Origin of the sequence: Maribacter litoralis, assembly GCF_902506355.1 — a bacterium.
Classification (GTDB): domain Bacteria; phylum Bacteroidota; class Bacteroidia; order Flavobacteriales; family Flavobacteriaceae; genus Maribacter; species Maribacter litoralis.
In genome coordinates, this window is the sequence record NZ_LR733271.1 from 253,166 (window position 1) to 273,199 (window position 20,034).

At 37.9% G+C, this 20,034-nt stretch carries 13 protein-coding genes; 6 read left to right on the forward strand and 7 right to left on the reverse strand.

All coding sequences use genetic code 11. The annotated features are described in order from the left end of the window. Positions 1 to 29: 29 nt before the first annotated feature. The 7 genes from EXIGUO8A_RS01100 to EXIGUO8A_RS01130 form a co-directional block, all read right to left on the reverse strand. Positions 30 to 1,595 (reverse strand): alpha-L-fucosidase, encoded by a 1,566-nt coding sequence (locus EXIGUO8A_RS01100; protein WP_159301614.1) that lies wholly within the window; start codon positions 1,593 to 1,595, stop codon positions 30 to 32. Positions 1,596 to 1,766: 171 nt separating this feature from the next. After that, positions 1,767 to 3,083 carry a family 16 glycosylhydrolase gene (locus EXIGUO8A_RS01105; RefSeq protein ID WP_236564407.1) on the reverse strand — a complete coding sequence of 439 codons (1,317 nt, stop codon included), beginning with the start codon at positions 3,081 to 3,083 and terminating at the stop codon, positions 1,767 to 1,769. After that, positions 3,071 to 5,992 carry a glycoside hydrolase family 2 TIM barrel-domain containing protein gene (locus tag EXIGUO8A_RS01110; RefSeq protein WP_159301615.1) on the reverse strand — a complete coding sequence of 974 codons (2,922 nt, stop codon included), beginning with the start codon at positions 5,990 to 5,992 and terminating at the stop codon, positions 3,071 to 3,073. The genes EXIGUO8A_RS01105 and EXIGUO8A_RS01110 overlap by 13 nt, the downstream gene beginning before the upstream one ends. Positions 5,993 to 6,009: 17 nt before the next feature. Further along, the gene (locus EXIGUO8A_RS01115; protein WP_159301616.1) at positions 6,010 to 7,689 is read right to left on the reverse strand and encodes a sulfatase-like hydrolase/transferase; all 1,680 of its coding nucleotides are present in this window, start codon (positions 7,687 to 7,689) and stop codon (positions 6,010 to 6,012) included. Between the two features lie 4 nt (positions 7,690 to 7,693). After that, positions 7,694 to 9,094, reverse strand: coding sequence for a sulfatase-like hydrolase/transferase (locus EXIGUO8A_RS01120; protein WP_159301617.1), 1,401 nt, complete (start codon positions 9,092 to 9,094; stop codon positions 7,694 to 7,696). Between the two features lie 189 nt (positions 9,095 to 9,283). After that, the gene (locus EXIGUO8A_RS01125) at positions 9,284 to 10,843 is read right to left on the reverse strand and encodes a sulfatase family protein (RefSeq protein WP_159301618.1); all 1,560 of its coding nucleotides are present in this window, start codon (positions 10,841 to 10,843) and stop codon (positions 9,284 to 9,286) included. 14 nt (positions 10,844 to 10,857) lie between these two features. Then, on the reverse strand, positions 10,858 to 12,333 hold the full coding sequence (locus EXIGUO8A_RS01130; protein ID WP_159301619.1) for a sulfatase-like hydrolase/transferase: 1,476 nt from the start codon (positions 12,331 to 12,333) through the stop codon (positions 10,858 to 10,860). Positions 12,334 to 12,530: 197 nt separating this feature from the next. On the opposite strand from EXIGUO8A_RS01130, the gene EXIGUO8A_RS01135 reads away from it, so the two are divergent. The 6 genes from EXIGUO8A_RS01135 to EXIGUO8A_RS01160 all read left to right on the forward strand — a co-directional run bounded on the left by EXIGUO8A_RS01135 (position 12,531) and on the right by EXIGUO8A_RS01160 (position 20,010). After that, the gene (locus tag EXIGUO8A_RS01135) at positions 12,531 to 14,087 is read left to right on the forward strand and encodes an alpha-L-fucosidase (protein WP_159304370.1); all 1,557 of its coding nucleotides are present in this window, start codon (positions 12,531 to 12,533) and stop codon (positions 14,085 to 14,087) included. Between the two features lie 91 nt (positions 14,088 to 14,178). Then, a complete protein-coding gene (locus EXIGUO8A_RS01140) occupies positions 14,179 to 15,186 on the forward strand; it encodes a zinc-binding alcohol dehydrogenase family protein (protein WP_159301620.1) in 1,008 nt (335 codons plus the stop codon). A gap of 63 nt (positions 15,187 to 15,249) precedes the next feature. Then, positions 15,250 to 16,902 (forward strand): UxaA family hydrolase, encoded by a 1,653-nt coding sequence (locus EXIGUO8A_RS01145; RefSeq protein ID WP_159301621.1) that lies wholly within the window; start codon positions 15,250 to 15,252, stop codon positions 16,900 to 16,902. Between the two features lie 7 nt (positions 16,903 to 16,909). After that, entirely contained in the window at positions 16,910 to 18,367 is a 1,458-nt protein-coding gene (locus EXIGUO8A_RS01150; protein WP_159301622.1) for a tagaturonate reductase, read from the forward strand. Between the two features lie 17 nt (positions 18,368 to 18,384). Beyond that, entirely contained in the window at positions 18,385 to 19,212 is an 828-nt protein-coding gene (locus tag EXIGUO8A_RS01155; RefSeq protein ID WP_159301623.1) for an amidohydrolase family protein, read from the forward strand. Between the two features lie 3 nt (positions 19,213 to 19,215). Next, entirely contained in the window at positions 19,216 to 20,010 is a 795-nt protein-coding gene (locus EXIGUO8A_RS01160; protein WP_159301624.1) for an SDR family oxidoreductase, read from the forward strand. The last annotated feature ends 24 nt before the right edge of the window (positions 20,011 to 20,034 follow it).

Sequence of the window (20,034 nt, forward strand, 5' to 3'; positions counted from 1 at the left end):
AGTAAGACCGTATATTTCACCATCAGAAATTAATCTATATGCGCCTCGATTTCACCTCCAATATCATTCTCCCTATAACCTTCTAAAGTAATTTTAAAGGCATGCGCATATTCCGAAGGAAATGATGTTGGTTTTTGAATTATTAAGCCTTTTTCGTTGCGTTCCCATTTTAGTTTCTCGGTACTACCAATTAGTTGCACATCCAGTATGGCAGAATTTAACGCTCCGATATCCGTAGATAGGGTTTTCATGATAATCTCGCCTTTAGGCTCATCTAAAACAATGGCAAAAATTTCTTTATCGCCTTTTTTGGTATACCGAATATCTTTTTCTACGTATTCAATTTTTAATTTCTCCTCTATCTTGTGCCCACCTTCTGGCAACCTTGTTGGTCCTTCGCCAAATACCGTCCATGGGCGCGTGTCATAAATAGCTTCGCCATTAATTGCTAACCAAGATCCCATATCTGTTAGTAATTGTTGCATTTCTGGTGGAATACTTCCATCTGGGTTTGGTGGTACGTTCAATAACATTAATCCGTTTTTAGCTACAATATCCGCAAGTATATCTATGAGCTCATTAGCTGTTTTAAACTTTGCATTTGGTCTATAGAACCAAGCTCCGGGAGACGTATCGGTTAACCAAGCATTTTGTTTTGGTTGATTTGGTCTACCGCGCTCATAATCCTTAATAGCGACATCTTCGTTAAAGGTTGCTTCTTTATAACAAACCGCTACTTCTTTGCCCCATTCTTTGCCCTTGTTATAGTAATAGGCTAAAAATTTAAGTCGGTCTTCTTCCGGTAAATTCTCCAACCACCAATCGAACCAAATAATATCTGGTTGGTACTTATCTATGTATTCTTTTAAACTTGCCCACCATGCGGTCATAAAAGCCTCATCTGGCGTGTCATTGTCCAAACTATGCGGATTGGTATACAAGTCGTAATCCTTCGGGTTTATGTTACCGTGAGCATGTGCAGGACCAAAATATTTCCAGGTAAATGCATGGTGAAATGACCCAATAAAACGCATTCCTTTATCATTTATCTCCTTTTTTAGTGCTGCAGATGGATCAATACCTCCATAATTCATAGAATTCCAACGGGTCGCTTTACTGTCCCACATTGCAAAATTATCATGATGCATAGCTACAGGGCCTGCAAATCGTGCCCCCGATTTTTCAAATAAATCCGCCCATTCTTTGGCATCAAAGGCTGTGGGAGAAAAATCTTCTATAATTTCTATATATCCCTTTTTAGAAGGCTTTCCGTATTTCTTTTTATGATGGATGTAATTGTTACTTGGTTGACCATTTTTTGTTTCAATAATTTTTCCGTCGTGATACATCATCATACCATGCCAACCTGCATAATGTTTGTTCGGTTCAATACCCTCAAATGCACTTGAAACCGGACCCCAATGTGCATAAATGCCCAATTTTGCATCTAAGAACCAATCTGGCGTAGCATTCACGTTGGCTAAAGATTCCCAACTTTCTTCATACTGTTCAGTTTGTGCATGAAGGTTTGACTGTATACTTGCACCAACAATTACAGCCAGCACACCTATTTTTTTACCAATGTATTTTTTCATTTGTACTATTTTAAATCTTATCTAAACGTGTTTTCAAGTCTTTACTATTTGGAGCCTAAGTACCCATAATAAACAATTAGGTACTTAACAAGAATAGTACGATTTGCTCGAAAACAACACTACAAATGACCCATTTAGGGTTATAAATGGTTTTGAAAGTAGATTATTGACCTACTTGAATTTTAAAATTAGGTTGTTGCGATCCAAAATGGTTTTATCTTCTTCATTTATGGGCTGTAACTTTGCTAGAAGCCTATATTCACCGCCCATATGCAAAGTATTTTCCAATTGTAGATTATGACGAAAATGACCATAACCTGGTAGCAATTTCACCTTATCTGTCGCTATTTTTTTATCATCGTTATCATAGATTTCTAGCACTAGTTGTCGTGATTTATTTGCCTTATAGGAAATAGGAATCTCTATGTTCGATGTATTTTTTACAGTTATCGCAACGGTATCAAAAATGACGCTCTCTTCATATAACTGCAGTTGCTTTTCTAAAGGTTGATATGCTACTTCTTTTGAAATATCTTCTAAGGTATAGGCTCGTACCCAATCATAATACACCACATTTTTACGTGGATTAGAAAGTTCTTCTTCATCGGGAAGCGCTATCCAAGGAAAAGGATAGGTCTCAGACACCAAGCGCATATACATGGGCTGATCAAAAGGTTTTTCTTTTACCTTATCATAAAATTTTTGATGCTTAGGTTCGCGATGGTCATAGTAATAGCTTGCAGTACTTTCATTTCGCCACCAGCCACCATAAACATGAAAATTTTCGGAAGTTACTTCATCATCTTCAAATCTTACTTGCGCCGCTCTACGATCATGTCGTTCCCCTCCACAATCGGTATACCAAAAATGACTGTTGGAATGCATTCCACTTGCAAAATAATCGCCGCTAAAATCACCCGTTCTACCAACCGATTCATGAATATCCCATTCCAGACCATACGCATCACAGTCATTAGGTCCTTTAAAACTACCTACGGTAGAAAACCAGAATGTGGTAGACATAGTCGTAGCTGCCGCTTTTACCCGTGTTTCAAAGTAGCCAAATTGGGTTTTCTTTTTTGAAACTACCGCAGCTCCTGCAATTGAAAAGGTCATTTCTTTGCCATATGCTTTAATTACGGTGTCTTTTGCCATTTTCTCCCCTTTCAATTGCAAATAACCGTCAGCTACAGATACTTGCGATTTCATAAACAAACCTGGTTCACGCCCTATCCATGTAGGGTGATGATCTAACCACTTGGTAGTATCCAACTCTGTACCATTAAATTCATCTGAAAAATCCGGATTCATTACCCATCTTTTTCCCAGTGGTGGTTTTGGCGGACCCACACGTACATCTTCCTTTTCGGGACTATAATTTTGTCCTTTTACTTCACCAGTGAACATACCGAACAATATGAACAGCAAACATACTATTGTAGTTATACGTAATTTGTTTTTCGCCAGTGAACTGTTTACTTCTTCCATTCCTGTAATATTATTCCGTTTAACCAAATTCCTTTTCCCGTGGTGCCTTGAATACTTACTTCCGCTGTTCCCTCATCCTTTACAGTAAATAAGATTGTATTTTTCCCTGGTTCATTGAATTGCATCATTTTTCCTTCGGTTACCAGAACCTCTTTGGAATTGTCCCCTGCAGTTACAGTTAATTTTCGCTCGTAGGGAATATTCAATATTTTAATTTCCTTGAGCTTCTCCTTATTTGGATCCATTTCATCAGAATTGCTTTGTGGTGCATGGTGATACGTGGTCAACTTGTAACTACCCTTTGGCAAGCCTTTAAAATTAATGCTTAGCCCTTTTTCGTCAATACAAAGCACACCATCTCCATATACAAATCCATACTTACCAATAACATTCATTTCACCCAGACAACGCAATACACCATCTGTACTGTTTGTAGCTAAGCTTACTTCCGCATTATTAAATTCAGGCAGCTTATGGCTCTTCTTTTCTTCGCCATTTCCGTTCCAAAAATCCCAACCAAATTGTACTAATTGGTCATTGGCACCTATGTCTATTCTAACTTTCTTAAAATCGTAAATAGGTTTTGCATCCGATGCCAATACATTTGGATTATATGACGTTAATGGAACAGTTGCATTAGCAGATTTCAAGCCTTTGGCACTAACTTTAATTTTGACCTCACCAGCTGTAGTACCTGCTTTTATCAATGCCGGTGCAATACCATATTCAGTAAACATAGGGTTGGCATTAATAGCGGCTCCATCGCCAACAACCGTTGCATTTTTGTTGACAGAAAAACTCACCTTACCCTTATAATCTGTAATTGGAGTTCCCTTTTTATCTACCACTGTGGCATATGCCATAAGTATATCGGCACCATCTGCGGTAAACTGTCTACCTACGGTATCTAGCATTAATTCTATGGCATAAGGTTGACCCGCAGTTTTATGAACTACCTCTTTTGTTTTTCCGTCCTTAAAAATGGCTTTGGCTTTTACTTCCCCATCTGCATATTTTAAATTTTTGAATAGGAACGGAGCATGATGCAACCCATCATAAATAGTGTCTTTTGATGGGAACTTAGTTTCAATAATTTTACCATTTATACTCAATTCCACACTTTGTGCATTACTAAAAACCGTGATGGAATCTTGACCTTTTTTCCACGCTTCCAATAGATACACAAAAGGTTCTTTTCTAAGCTCTGCCTTGTACCAATGTAACTCTGGTCTAGGGTTTCTAAAAATGGTCATTCCGCCACTTCTAGTTCTGTCAATTTTATTGGACGCTTTATCATGAGTTGGATGAAAGGTGTAATACGCATGGGCAGTCCAAGAGATTAAACCCGTCATTAACGAATCTTTTCTGAAAGGAGCCAAAGCTTCTGGACCAACGCGACCTTCCATGGCGAACATTGGTTCTGAACGATCCCAAATGAAAGGTCCGTAAAGCATATTGGCATTGATATCCGTTAGACCCGATGTTTGCCAGCCCGTCCATCGCGAACCTTGCGACGCGGTAAGCCTTGTCGGGTCTTCTTGCTTAGCTGTATTATGGGCTAGAGGCACATAACCTCTATGGTTTATACCTCCTCCCCAAATAATTACGGAAGGATGATTTCTATGATTTCGAATCATAACACGTTCCGATTGCTCAAAATTATTCCACCATTCTTTATCCGTGCTCATCGATATCCACGACGGTGCTTCTTCATACACCAAAATACCCAGCTTGTCACAGGCGTCTAAAATGGCATTATCTTGCGGGTAATGTGCCGTTCTCATGATATTAAAACCGAACTCCTTAAACTGCAACATATCTTTATAATGTAGTGCATCTGGTACAGCATCGCCTATATATGGATAATGCTGATGCCTGTTGAACCCCATTAGTTCTATCGGTTTTCCATTTAGCATAAAACCACGATCAGCATTCAATTCAAATTTTCTAATGCCCAGATTATTTTCGACAACATCTACAGGTTTACCATCGACCAAAACCTCTGTATTTACACGATAGAGGTAAGGATTATCTAAATCCCACAACTGAACATTATCTTCTAAACTACCAATTTGGTCAAACTCATAATCATTATTTTGCGCAATGGTTGCATCATCAGTCAGCTTGAGAACCACGAGCCCTTCTGCATTTATTATTCTTGTTACCACGGTTACTTTTGCCGGTGAATTGCTTTTATTTTTTACTACGGATTTAATATCTATCGTCGCGGTCTTATTCACCACATCTACCGTTGGTGTTGTTATGGTTACCCCTGCACGCTTGGCTTCCCAATTGAAACCAATATGCACCGGATGTTTTTCAACCAAATACACATCTCTATACAGACCACTAAATTTTACATAATCGAAAGGACCTGGATCTGGCGGAACCACCATACTTCTTCTATTATCTGCCAAAACGGTTACTTGATTGTCCTTTCCCTTATCTACATAGCCCGTAATATCAAAATGAAACGGTGTGTAACCACCTGTACCATGTTTGCCAACGTGCTTACCGTTTACCCAAACATCGGTTACTTGGTGTACGCCTTCAAATTCTAAAAACACCTTGTTGTTATTCTTCGGTACAGCGATGGTTTTTCTGTACCAACCAACATTTCTATGAAATTCTAGTTGTGTTTTTTCATCTTGCAAACCATCTAAAGCCAACGATGTTAATGCCAGCGTATGGGGAACATTTACGGTTTCCCAAAAAGTATCATCCGTATTGGTTTCGTAGTAGGAAGCATTTGGATTACCCAAGTGAAATTTCCAACCCTGATTAATACTTACCTTGGTGCGTTTCGAATCTGGATACCCGAATGGAAGTTCTTGTGAAAATGCCCTCGTAGTTAACAAGAGTATGATTAAAAGACCTAATAGTGCCTTGTTGGTGTTTTGGTTTGTCATTTCTGATAAATTGTGAATTATTTTGGTTCTATAATTACGCCACGTTCCGCTTCGCTGTCCGATGTATATCGCAATACTTTTGGTGCTTCATCTCCTCTGGCAAATGTTATTTTCTCTTTCCACACAGCTCTTAATTTTTTCAAGACCGGAGCATGTTGGGCTAACTGAGCCAAGTTGGTGGTTTCGTCTGGATCATTTTCCAAATCGAACAACTCTTCGTAAACTGCTTGTTCGCCTTGTAAAGGACCTTCTACAAACGAACGATACAAGGCGATATCTGGATCATGAACTTTGTACAGCATCGCCGTCATCTTAATACCCATTTTCTTTGCGGTCTCAATCTTTTTTTGTGCAGAAAAATTTTCGTTTTTGTAGTAGCGAATATATTTCCAGCGTTTATCCTTCACTGCTTCACATCTTGGATTCCCAAACTGGGTAGACCATAAATTTTCTGTGTATAAATAGTCTCTGACGTCGTTTACCTCTTCTGATAATAGTGGTGATAAATCTCTACCTTGATACGTATCTGGTACTGTAATACCTGCTTTTTTAAGAAAAGTTGGCGCAATATCTATGCTTTGTACAAGAGCGTCGGACGTTCTACCTCGGTTCTGTTTTTTCTCGCTAGGGTCATAAATAATTAACGGTACATGCGTAGTAATCTCATAGCATAAGGCTTTACCACCTATACCAAATTCACCCATAAACAAGCCATGGTCTGATGTAAAAACGATAATCGTATTCTTGTCTAACTTTTGTTTCTTTAGGGTTTCTCTTAGTTCTCCAACCATACAGTCTATGCCCGTCATCGCCTGTAATTTTAATCGGTAGCGGGCCAACAAGCTTTCGGGTGTATCTACATAATTATAACCTTCTTGTCTATCTCCTGTTTTATGAATTTCCGGTGGTAGTTTTGGCTGTTCAATATCTTTTTTGGCAATGTAGTTTCTGGGTAAATCCAGCTTTACATCATTATACAAGGTTTTGTAAATATCATCATCACTATAGCGCTGCGCCATGGTAGATGCACTTGCATCATGCGGTAAATTAAAGTTCACCGAAAGTACAAATGGCTTATCTTTTGGTCTTTGATCTAAGAACTTTTGTGCGCCTTGCAATTTTTGTTCGTTGGATAAAAAATCTGAAACTCCCTCGCTAATAATTTCTACTTGTGTATCATCTGATGCATTTTTAAAAATTTCGTGTCTGTCTTTTGGATAAAAGCTTAAATGTCCATGACCGGCATACCAATAATCAAAACTCTTATCCATTAATCCGCTGGCATAACCACCATCGCCCACCGGCAAATGGTTTTTACCTATCCAACCCGTGTAGTACCCATTATCACGCAATACCATAGGATAGGTGTTGCTCCATCCTTCTTCAGACATGCTGGTGCCCGAATTAAAATTAATCCCGTGCTTACGCTCAAACTGACTGGTTAAAATACTTGCCCTACTTGGGGTACAAATGGCGCTAGTAATGTGCGCGTTGGTAAATAGCACCCCGTCTTTTGCCAACTTGTCTATGTTTGGTGTTTGTACCACTTTGTTACCGGTACACCCCATCATACCATAACTCTGATCATCGGTTAAAATGAAAATAATATTAGGCTGTTCTTGAGCTTGTACTATTTTAAAGATCAGCACAGTACATAACAATACTAAGGATCTGGGAAATTGTGTATTTACATTCATATACCTAACTTTTTGGTCTAAGTGATTTCTGCCGAATAGCTTTGTATTTTTTCTCTTCTTTAATAACATTCTCTGGATGTGGATCTACCCAACCTGGTGCCACATTTTTACTATCCCACTCCATATAAAGGGCTTCTAATTTTGAAACAATCTCAGGATGCTTTGTAGCTATATCATACCGCTCCAAGGCATCTGTTTTTAAATTGAACAACATGGTTTTGTTCTTATAGGCACTTTTGTACAATTTATATTCATGGTGCCTAACTGCATATTCAAATCCGCCAACTGACCGCCAGAATAGTGTTTCATGCGGTTGTTCATTTACATGCTCTAAAAAGGGAAGAAGGTCTACACCATCTAACTGTTTTTCGTTCTCAGTTTTACCTCCAGCTGCAGATAATAGTGTAGGAAACAGATCCAAAGAACTTACTACCTCATCATATTTTATATCGGCTTTTATCCGATTCTTCCAAACCATGAAGAAGGGTACTTTTATACCACCTTCAAACAGCATTCCTTTATGACCTCTGTTGGGTCCGTTTGATGCATGATTGGCACGCCCCCCATTATCGCTCAAGAAAACTAAAATGGTATTTTCCTTGAGTCCGTTGTCCTGCAAATACGAATTTATTTTACCAACACCGGCATCTACCCCATTTACCATGGCGGCATATACGCTTCTACCGCCATACTCTATATGTTTGGTTTCTTCTAAGTATTGCTTCGTGGCATGGTCTGGCGCATGTGGTGCATTGTATGCCAAATAGATAAAAAATGGGGAGCCCTTATTTTCTTCCATAAAAGTGATGGCTTCCTTGGTAAAATCATCGGTTAAATACGATAATTCTTTTTCTGGTACTTCTACATTATTTCGGAATATTGTTCGTAGCGGACCGTTAGATTTTCCCCAATAATTCATTGATCCACCAGCAAAGCCGAACCAATGATCAAAACCTTGGTTTGGCGGTTGTAGACTTGGATGGTCACCTACATGCCATTTTCCAATAGCACTAGTTGCGTAACCTTGTTCTTTTAAAGCTTCTGAAATCATCTTTTCAGAAAGAGGAGTACCTACGGATGCGTCATTCTCGCCATCATATGGCATATTGCAATCATGTCCGAAACGTGCTTGGTACCTGCCAGTTAAGAGTCCCGCTCTAGACGGACTACAATAAGGATGCGAAACATAGCCGTTATTAAAAATGACACCATCTTTCGCCAAGGCATCTAAATTTGGTGTAGGAATATCTGTAGCACCATTAAACCCGACATCTAACCAACCTTGATCATCTGTTAAGATGACAATGATATTCGGTTTCGATTTGGTATTCGCCTGTTGTCCGTTTACGGTTAAACTAAAACAAGTTAACCATAATAAAATCAAGGATTTAATATGTTTGGTCATAAATGTGTTCTAAAGCTCTATTTCATTAAAACTAAGTGTTAGTTTCTTATGGGTAAAACTTTTAAAACATGTGTGGCATGGTTTAGAACATTTGTTATTGCTAAAGAATTTATGCTAGAGATTAGTTTCTTTTTCAAAAAAAAAGCACCCTCTCGGGTGCTTCTCAAAAAATTAAACTAACAACTATTTTTAATGCAATTCCAACTCTGGCACAGTTGCATTACTTATTCCTCTAATGTTTTCATATTCTGTTTTGAGTTCCTCTAGTTTTTCTGGGTTTTCTTCAGCTATATTTTGCTGTTGACCTAAGTCGTTTTTCAGATTATATAACTGATACGACTCATCATTCCCTAATTCTATATTCACCTGAGTGTTAATGGTACTGCCTGGATATGGGGGTATAAACGCCCAGTCTCCTTTTCTTAAAGCCGTTCTACCACCAGCCTCTATGATCAAATGTTCTCTGCCCTCATCAGATTTACCCATAAAAACATCCAACAAGTTTTTACTGTCAGGAAGCTTAGATTCAGCTCCCGTTAATGCTGCAAGAGATGCATAAAGATCTATTTGACACACCAACGCGTCTGATGTTTTCGGTGCTATTTTTCCTTTCCAATAGACCGAAAATGGCACTCTTGTTCCTGCTTCGAACAGGCTGTATTTTCCTCCTCTTAATCCCCCTCTTGGATTATGATCACCTAACTTTTCTACGGCATCATCGTAATATCCATCATTAAGTACGGGGCCGTTATCGCTTGTAAATACTATTAAGGTATTTTCCAATATACCTTGTTTTTCCAGCTCCTTTAAAAACTCACCGATCATCCAATCGGCTTCTACGATTACATCGCCCCTTGGTCCCATACCCGATGCACCTACAAATCTGGGATGTGGGGTTCTTGGCACGTGCGGTTGTTGTAACGCATAGTACAAGAAAAACGGAGCGTCTTTATGATTCGAAACATATTCCTTAGCTTTTTCTAGAAAATGGTCTGCCATGTCTACATCGCTCCATTTTGCTGCTTCGCCACCTTTCATAAATCCAATTCTTGGTACGCCGTTAACAATACTCTGGTTGTGGCCATGATGCCATTTCATAGTAGTCAATTCCGGATTATCCTTACCTGTTGGCTCACCCTCAAAATTGGTTTTGTAGCTAACTTCTATAGGGTCGTTAGGGTCTAAATTATCAACCTTGCCGTTATCTATATAAACCGTTGGCACCCTATCTTGTGTGGCAGCTAATATGTACGAATAGTCGAAACCTAGTTGGTTGGGACCGGGTGTGATTTCCTGGTTCCAATCTACATTACCATTTCCTAATCCTAAATGCCATTTGCCCACTATACCTGTTTTATAGCCCTGCGATTTCAGCATTTTAGGCACTGTCGGTTGTTCTGTATCTATTATTAACGGTGCCGTACCGGGTAATATTTGTGCATTAACACGCCAAGGATATTCGCCCGTAAGTAAGGCATATCTACTTGGAGTGCATGTTGCAGAACTTGCGTAGCCCGAGGTAAATTTAACGCCACCATTTACTAGCTTATCCATATTAGGTGTTTTTAATTCGGTAGCTCCGTAAGCACCTACATCTCCATAACCTAAATCATCTAAGTAAATAACAACAATATTTGGCTGCTTAATTTCTGCTTCTTCTGTCTCTTTTTTTTCGCTCTTATCCGCACATGCTACAAAAAGGAATATGGCTAAAAGACCTACTAGATGTTTTAATGTTCTGTTTGTCATACTCATCATAATTATTAGTTGGTTGCTTTATACTCGTTTAACATTTTATGAAAGCCTATTTCCTCCCCTGCCAACATTCTTTTATAGTCTTCCGGCTTTTCTTTTTTTACCCAGTCTAACACATCTACCGATTCTGCGTGTACGGGATTGTAAATTTCCGTTACCGGTGTAAAGGCATTATTATAATCTAATGTCTGTTGTCTCATTTTTTGCAAAACCGCTGCATATTCGAGATCTAAAACCAAATTATGTAGTTCAAAAGGATCCTTTTCCAAATCGTACAATTCTTCTGTTGGTTTTACTCCAAAGAAAATCGATTCGTTTTTATTCAATTTACCCTCCTCTTTTAACCTTCTCATTACATGAATTGCAGGTCTATAAAATTCTAAGTATGCTTGATGGGCATCCCAAGGAATTTCTGGCTTAAAGTTTCGTATGTACTTAAACTTATCGGTCGTTATCGCTTTGCTTTTTTCAGGAATTTCATCCCATAAATCGCGAGATGCAAATACCTCTGATCGGTCAAACTTTTTATCCATGAACGATTTACCTGTCATAAAATCAGGTTTTTCAATACCTGCCAAATCTAAAATCGTTGCCGTTATATCTGTTGAGCTAATTATTCTGTCATCTATTTGTCCTTTATCAATTCCTTTTGGCCACTTTACCAATAGCGGAATTCGCAATCCTGAATCATGTAAATAGCCTTTACCTCTTACATTGCATCTACCATTATCTCCTATAAAGATTACTACCGTATTATCTGCAAGACCTTTTCTTTCCAATTCATTAAAAAGCATTCCCACTTCGGCATCCATGTATTCCATCTGATCCAGATACTTAGCCCAGTCTAATCGAATAACCGGGTCGTCTGCTAGATATGGAGGAAGTTCAACATCATTAGGATTTACTGGATGCTTTGATTGTGCTCTAATATCATCCCACCAATCTCCACGGTGGGTTACGTTTAGTGTTATCTGCGAGAAAAACGGAGCATCTTTAGGCAGAAACTCATCGTATTTATCGTAAATACCAAAATTTGATTCTCCATCCCAAGTGCCAATAGGTGTATGTTTAAAATTCACATCGATTTTTCTTCCTTTTCCACGTACATCTTTATGCCCTAAAATAGTCGTGTACCCCGCATCCCTTAATAATTGTGTAAACGGTACAAATGGTTTTGGTAGCACCACATCTCTATTGCTGCGGTGATTGTGGGTATTACTTTTCTGCTGATGTGTACCCAAAATCATAGCAGACCTACTTGGTGAACAAATGGGATTGGTCACAAAACAATTATTAAAAAGTATACCATCTGCCGCCATTTGATCTAGAAAAGGAGTTTTTACTGCTTTAGTGCCGTAACATGCCAGATCCAGACTAATATCTTCTGCCATTACCCAAATGATGTTAGGTCTGTTTTTTCTACTTTCTTGACTCATTAAAAACTGAACAGCGACCAAAAGAATGTATAAAAGGGACTTTTTCATTTATTTAAAAAATTGAATTTTATATACCTTATTCATTTAAACATTGAATATATCCCAAAGAAATACATATAAAACTAAATAAAAAACAAGGATAACCATTTGTTGTAATCATTAAATCATCTGTTATGAATTCCATAAAACAAAAAACGGAATTTAGCAGCTCTTACTTAGAAACACTTCTAATAAACGATTACTACATGAACAAGAACAAGTACTTTGTATACCCTTTACTATTGTTAGCATTAGTTGTAGGCTGTAAATCACAAACCGAAAAAAAGGAAAAAGAAACCGTTGAGTCAACGAAAATTTATGAGCCTAATTGGGAATCTATAAAAGAAAACTACAAAGACCCGGAATGGTTCAATGATCAAAAATTCGGTATTTTTATTCACTGGGGCGCATATGCCGTGCCAGCGTATAGTTCTGAATGGTACCCTAGAAGAATGTATATGGATTCTGCCACCTTTTCGGCACAATTAAAACATCAACAACTGGGGCCAAATGAGGTGTACCTATATCATAAAGAGAAGTATGGTGACCAAAAGGATTTTGGATACAAAGATTTTATACCTCTATTTAAAGGCGAAAAATTCGATGCTGCTGAATGGATAGATATTTTCAAAAAATCTGGTGCTAAATATGTTATTCCAGTAGCTGACCACCATGATGGTTTTGCCATGTACAATTCTAATACGACAAGATGGAATGCTGTAGATATGGGACCGAAGAGAGATATTTTAGGAGAGCTATTTAAAGAAGGCCGTAAAGAGGGACTTATTATGGGAGCTTCTTCTCATTATGCTTTTAACTGGTCTTTCTACAATAAAAAAGACCATTTCGATACTACTGACCCTGATTTTGCAGACCTATATTCCGCAAAAGGAAAAGACCTCACCGAACCTGTTTCTGAAGAATTTAAAAAGTTATGGTGGGACAGAACGGTGGATTTAATCGACAATTATCAGCCAGATATTCTATGGTTCGATTTCTATTTAGACATTCCTGATTTTAAAGAATACAGACCAAAACTAGCGGCATATTACTATAATAAAGGAATAGAATGGGGCAAGGAAGTGGTTATCAATGACAAAAACTTTGATCATGAAGCTTTTCCTGAAGGAACGGTTATTTACGATTTAGAAAGAGGAAAATTACCGGGAATTAGAAAACTACCTTGGCAAACAGATACTTCTATCGGTAAAAACTCTTGGGGTTATGTTACCAATTGGGAGTCTAAAAATACCAATGAATTGGTCGATGATTTAGTTGACATTGTTTCTAAAAATGGAAATCTTCTTTTAAATATAGGACCAAAAGCTGATGGTACTATTCCAGAAGATCAACAAAAAATACTTTTTGAAATTGGCGATTGGTTAAAAGTAAATGGTGATGCTATTTATAATACGGAGTATTGGACCGTTTTTGGTGAAGGACCGACGGAAGTAAAAAAAGGACACCACTCTGAGGGCGATAATAAAGGATTTACATCTCAAGATATTAGATTCACTAAAAAAGGAAACAAGCTATATGCCATTCTTTTAGCATGGCCCGAGAATAACGCCGTAACCATTAAATCATTAGCCCTAGGTAATGAAAATGTAAAAGACCTAGAAATAAAAAATATTAAATTGTTGGGTAGTGAACATCCTATTGAATATAAGCAGACCAATAAAGGTCTAATCATAGATGATCTTGGCAAAAAAGCAGGCAACCATGCTTTCTGTTTAGAGATTACTATGGCAGATGACATTTAAGATTTTATTGTTTGAGTTAGTTTTCATCAAAAAGGCGCACCCTTAACGGGGTGCGTTTTTAAACTCAATTTAAATTAGAACATTTACGAGAATGAAATATATTACTTGCGAAAAGCCTGGAACATTTACACTAAAAGATAAAGAAGCGCCAGTACCTAATCCAAATGAAGCTACACTCAAAATTAAGAGAGTAGGTATTTGTGGTACCGATCTACATGCGTATGGCGGAAATCAAGCATTTTTTAAATACCCCCGTATTTTAGGTCATGAATTGGCTGCTGAAATAATTGAAATAGGATCTAATGAAAAAGGTCTTAAAAAGGGTGACAAGGTAGTTGTTATGCCTTATGTAAGTTGTAATAACTGTGTTGCCTGTAAAACAGGTAAGACAAATTGTTGTACCAATATTAAGGTTTTAGGTGTGCATACCGATGGTGGTATGCAAGAGATTATAACGGTACCCATAGATTTATTGTTACCGGCAAACAACCTGAGCCTTGAACAAATGGCAATTGTAGAACCCTTGGCAATTGGTGCGCATGCATTACGAAGAGCACAAATTACAAAAGGAGAAACGGTTGCGGTTATTGGTTGTGGTCCTATTGGGATCGGAATTATGAAATTGGCACAATTACAAGGTGCCAAAGTAATTGCCATTGATGTCAATCAACAACGTTTAGATTATGCCAAAGAAAAAATCGGTGTAGACTTTATTGTAAAAGCTGATGAAGATGCGGTCGCAAAAGTGAATAAAATCACCAATAACGATTTGGCCACAGCTGTTTTCGATGCCTCCGGTAATAAATTTGCCTTGGAAAGCGGACCAAATTATATGGCACATGGGGGGCGATATGTATTGGTCGGATTGTCAAAAGGAGATTTAACCTTTAACCACCCGGCAATACACGCAAAAGAATCTACCATTATGTGTAGTAGAAATGCAACCTTGGCAGATTTTGAATATATAATCCATGTTATTGACCAGTTTCCCATAGCTTCTTTTGTTACGCATACCGTACCTTACACAGAAATGATTGCCAATTTTGATTCTTGGTTAAAACCTGAAACCGGGGTGATTAAAGCGATGGTCACTTTCTAAATTTGATATGAAATAGAATGCAACTAATTTGGTATTATTTCACAAACGCTTGTAAACGAATTTATGGATAACAGATTTTTACACATTCATCCAAAAGATAATATACTTGTTGCCTTACAAGATATACCAGAAGGCACGCAAATAATTCATAATAATGTTACCATTCCTATTACAAAAAAGGTAAAGGCCAAACATAAGTTTGCCCTATCTTCTATTAAGAAAGATGCTTTGGTATATATGTACGGTTCTATTGTTGGTAAAGCTCTTGTTCCCATTCAAATTGGGGAGGCTATTACTACTGAGAATTTGGTTCATGCAGCGGCCAGCTATCAAGTAGCAGACCAACATTGGAATTTTACACCGCCAGATATCGATAATTTTAAAGACCGAACCTTTATGGGCTACCATAGAAAAGATGGCAGTGTAGGTACTTCTAATTATTGGTTGGTGATCCCTTTGGTTTTTTGCGAGAATAGGAATGTAGAAGTATTAAAAACCGCCCTATTAAAACCATTGGGCTATAAAACCTCTTCCGCCGATATTATTTCTACGGAAACCTTGGTTGCACATTATAAAAATCAAGCTAGTAAAGAAACTATTTTACAGAGTACTATTATAAAACCTGAAATACCCAATGCCGATGAGCAGGTTTTTCCAAATGTAGATGGTATTAAATTTTTAACCCATGATGGCGGTTGTGGAGGTATAAGGCAAGATAGCGATACGCTTTGCAATCTGTTAGCGGGTTATATTACCAACCCAAATGTAGCCGGTGCTACCGTATTAAGTCTTGGCTGTCAAAACGCTCAGATTCCTATACTAGAAGATGCCATTAAAAAAAGGGATGCTCAGTTTTCTAAACCCTTGGTAATTCTTGAGCAGCAGCAAAGTAAAAGTGAAAAACATTTTATAGAAGACGCCGTTAAACAAACCTTTTTAGGTTTAATAGAAGCCAACAACACCAAACGTAGCAAAGCACCACTTAGCAAACTAACCCTCGGCTTGGAATGTGGTGGTTCAGACGGGTTTTCAGGTATATCTGCCAACCCTGCCTTGGGGCATGTTTCAGATATGTTAGTTGCTCTGGGTGCATCAACAGTACTTGCAGAATTTCCAGAACTGAACGGTGTAGAACAAGAACTTTTAAATAGGTGCCAAACCAAAGAAAATGCAGAGAAATTTGCAGGGTTAATGCAAACCTATGCCAAACGTGCTGAGGAAGTGGGTTCAGGATTTGAGAATAATCCGTCTCCAGGTAATATAAAAGACGGACTCATTACTGACGCAATGAAGTCCGCCGGAGCTGCTAAAAAAGGAGGAACCTCAATTATTACCGATGTTCTCGATTATACAGAACCGGTAACTAAAAAAGGCTTGAATTTACTGTGTACACCAGGTAATGATGTTGAAAGTACAACGGGACTTGCAGGGTCTGGTTGTAATATAATTTGCTTTACTACAGGTTTGGGTACACCCACCGGAAACCCTATTGCCCCTACCATTAAAATAGCGAGCAATACCACATTAAGTGAGCGTATGGCAGACATAATAGACTTTAATACCGGTGGTATTGTTGAGGCTTCTGCTACCATAGAAAGTAAGGGAGAAGAGTTACTGGAGTATATAATAGCAGTGGCCAGCGGAGAGAAGGTACCCAATGCGGTACGATTAGGACAAGACGATTTTATACCTTGGAAAAGAGGAATATCACTATAAAAAACTTATGAATTTATTAAACAACAACGCAATTAAAAACCGTAAATCACTACCGATCAAAGTAATGCAATTTGGTGGTGGTAATTTTTTAAGAGCCTTTGTAGATATCAGTATTCAAAAAATAAACAGCACCACAGAATTTTATGCAGGTATTGCTGTAATTAAACCCACAGAACGTGGTGACTACCAAGAACTTAAATCACAAGACGGATTGTTTTCCGTAAACCTTGAAGGTTATGCGAACGATACTTTTGTACAAGATTTAACGGTGGTCGACTGCATTCAAGAAGTAGTAAATCCCTATTCAGAATGGGAAGCCTATTTAGCACTTGCCGAGCTTCCTGATCTTCGTTTTATTATTTCGAACACTACGGAAGCAGGAATTGTTTTTAATACCGATGATGGCTTTGATAACCATCCGCCAAAAGAGTTTCCTGCAAAGCTGACGGTTTGGCTTTTTCATCGATTTGAGCATTTTAAGGGTGATACGGACAAAGGTTGTATGCTTTTACCGGTTGAGCTTATCGAAAAAAATGGGGAAACCTTAAAACAATGCATTCTACAATATGCAGATCATTGGTCTTTGGGCGATGCATTTAAAAACTGGATTTCTAAGTCATGTATATTCTATAATACCTTGGTAGACCGTATAGTTTCCGGGTATCCTAAAGATAAAATTGAAGAGATAGAAGCCAAGGTTGGCTATACGGATAAACTTGCTGTTGCCGGTGAATTATATCATAGTTGGTTACTAGAAGGGCCAGAAGATATTTTAGCTGAATTTCCGTTTCAGGATACCGATTTAAATATTGAATTAGTATCCGATCTAGCTTCGTACAGAAACTTAAAGGTTCGCATTCTAAATGGTGCACATACCTCAATGGTACCCGTTGCATACCTTTTAGGGGAACGCTTAGTTAAAGACGCCATGAACAATGCTTTAGTTGTTAATTTCATTAAAGGTGTATTGATGAACGAGGTGCTTACTACTTTAGATTTTCCACAAGATTACAAACAACAATTTGCCAATGATGTACTTACCAGGTTTAAAAACCCTGCTTTAGAACACAAATTGATTAGTATTTCATTGAACAGTACCTCAAAATTTGTAACACGTTTACTTCCTACATTAAAAGATTACCTAGAAATAAAAGGAAGTCTTCCTGCAAACATCACATTTGCATTAAGTGCCTTGCTACGCTTTTATGAAGGGAGTTTTGATAATGAAAAGATAGACCTAAACGATAAGTCTTCAATACTTGAATTCTTCTCCAACACCTGGCTGCAATTCAGAGAAAATAATATTAATCTAAATACATTGACCTCCCAAATATTGGGCAATGCCGATATATGGAATGAAGACCTCAACCAAATATCAGGATTAACGAGCAACATTACCAATAACCTCCGCAATATAGAACAGTACGGATTTGAAGAAGCCGTGCGCCTAGTAAACCAAAAATAACAAAAGACAAACTGACTATGACGATAGATGCACATCAACATTTTTGGCAGTATGAACCTAAAAAGCATGCTTGGATAGATGATGACATGGCTGTTATTAGAAGAGATTTTATGCCAAGAGATCTTATTACCGAATTAAAGATAAATAAGATTGATGGATGTGTTGCCGTACAAGCGGACCAAACCATAGAAGAAACCAATTTTTTAATTGATTTAGCATCAGAAAATGACTTTATAAAAGGCGTTGTTGGTTGGGTAGATCTTCGTGCTTCTACCATTGAAAAGGATTTGGAAAAGTTTAGTAACAATACAATTGTCAAAGGATTTAGGCATGTGGTACAAGGCGAACCCGACACAAACTTCTTATTGAGAAAACCTTTTTTAAACGGAATTAAACGGCTAGAGCAATATGGCTACACCTACGACATATTAATATTTCCGCATCAACTTGGGGCAACTTTAGAGTTTGTAAAGCAATTTCCAAATCAAAAATTTGTGATTGACCATATAGCAAAACCCTATATAAAAGATGGTTTTTATGATGGATGGGCAACATTGATGAAAGAAATAGCATCACACGAAAATGTGTATTGCAAATTATCGGGCATGATAACGGAAGCCGACTATAACAATTGGAAGCCTGTAGATATTAAGAAATATCTAGATCTTGTTTTAGCCTCTTTTGGAGCTGATAGATGTTTATTTGGCTCGGACTGGCCGGTGTGTTTAGTTGCTGGTAGTTACGCTCAAGTAAAAGAACTGATCACCGATTATATTACAAATTTTAGCACCGATGAAAAGGCTAAAATAATGGGTAACAACGCGGTGGAATTTTATAATTTATAAAGTATGGATTTAAGACTAAAAGATAAAATAGTAGTTATAACAGGCGCTGCAGGCTTAAGAGGAAGTATTGGGCAAACCATTGTAGAAGAATTAGCCAAAGAAGGCGCTATACCGGTAATAGTATGTAGAAATGACCGAGGATTCGAATATGAAAAAGAACTACAGGACAAAGGTGTGGACAGCATTTTTGTAAAGACCGATTTGACCGATGTTGCCCAAATAGAAAAAGCTGCCAAAATCATTGGTGATAAATATGGTAAAATAGATGCCTTGATTAATAATGTAGGCGTAAACGATACAGTGAGTTTAGACGATAGCATTGAAAAATTTATGCGTTCGTTACAATTAAATTTGGTGAGCTTTTTTGCCATGACCAAATTTTGTTTGCCCTATCTTAAAAAAGCAAAAGGTAACATTTTAAATGTAGGTTCGAAAGTTGCACTTACAGGACAGGGCAGTACTTCTGGCTATGCTGCCTCAAAAGGTGGTGTATTAGGTTTAACGCGTGAATGGGCGGTAGATTTGATTCCGTTTGGCATACGATCCAACGCATTGATCATTGCCGAAAGCTGGACGCCCGCCTATGAAAATTGGATCAATAGTTTAGATAACGGAGATGAGAAATTACAATCTATCGTTAAGAATATACCGTTAGAAAACAGAATGACTTCTCCGCTTGAAATATCAGACGCCGTATTATTCGCAATTTCCGAAAGGTCATCGCACACCACTGGGCAATTTATAACCGTTGATGGCGGTTACGTACATCTGGATCGTTCTTTATTGTCCGAAAAATAAATTCACCTTAACCAACCACACTAT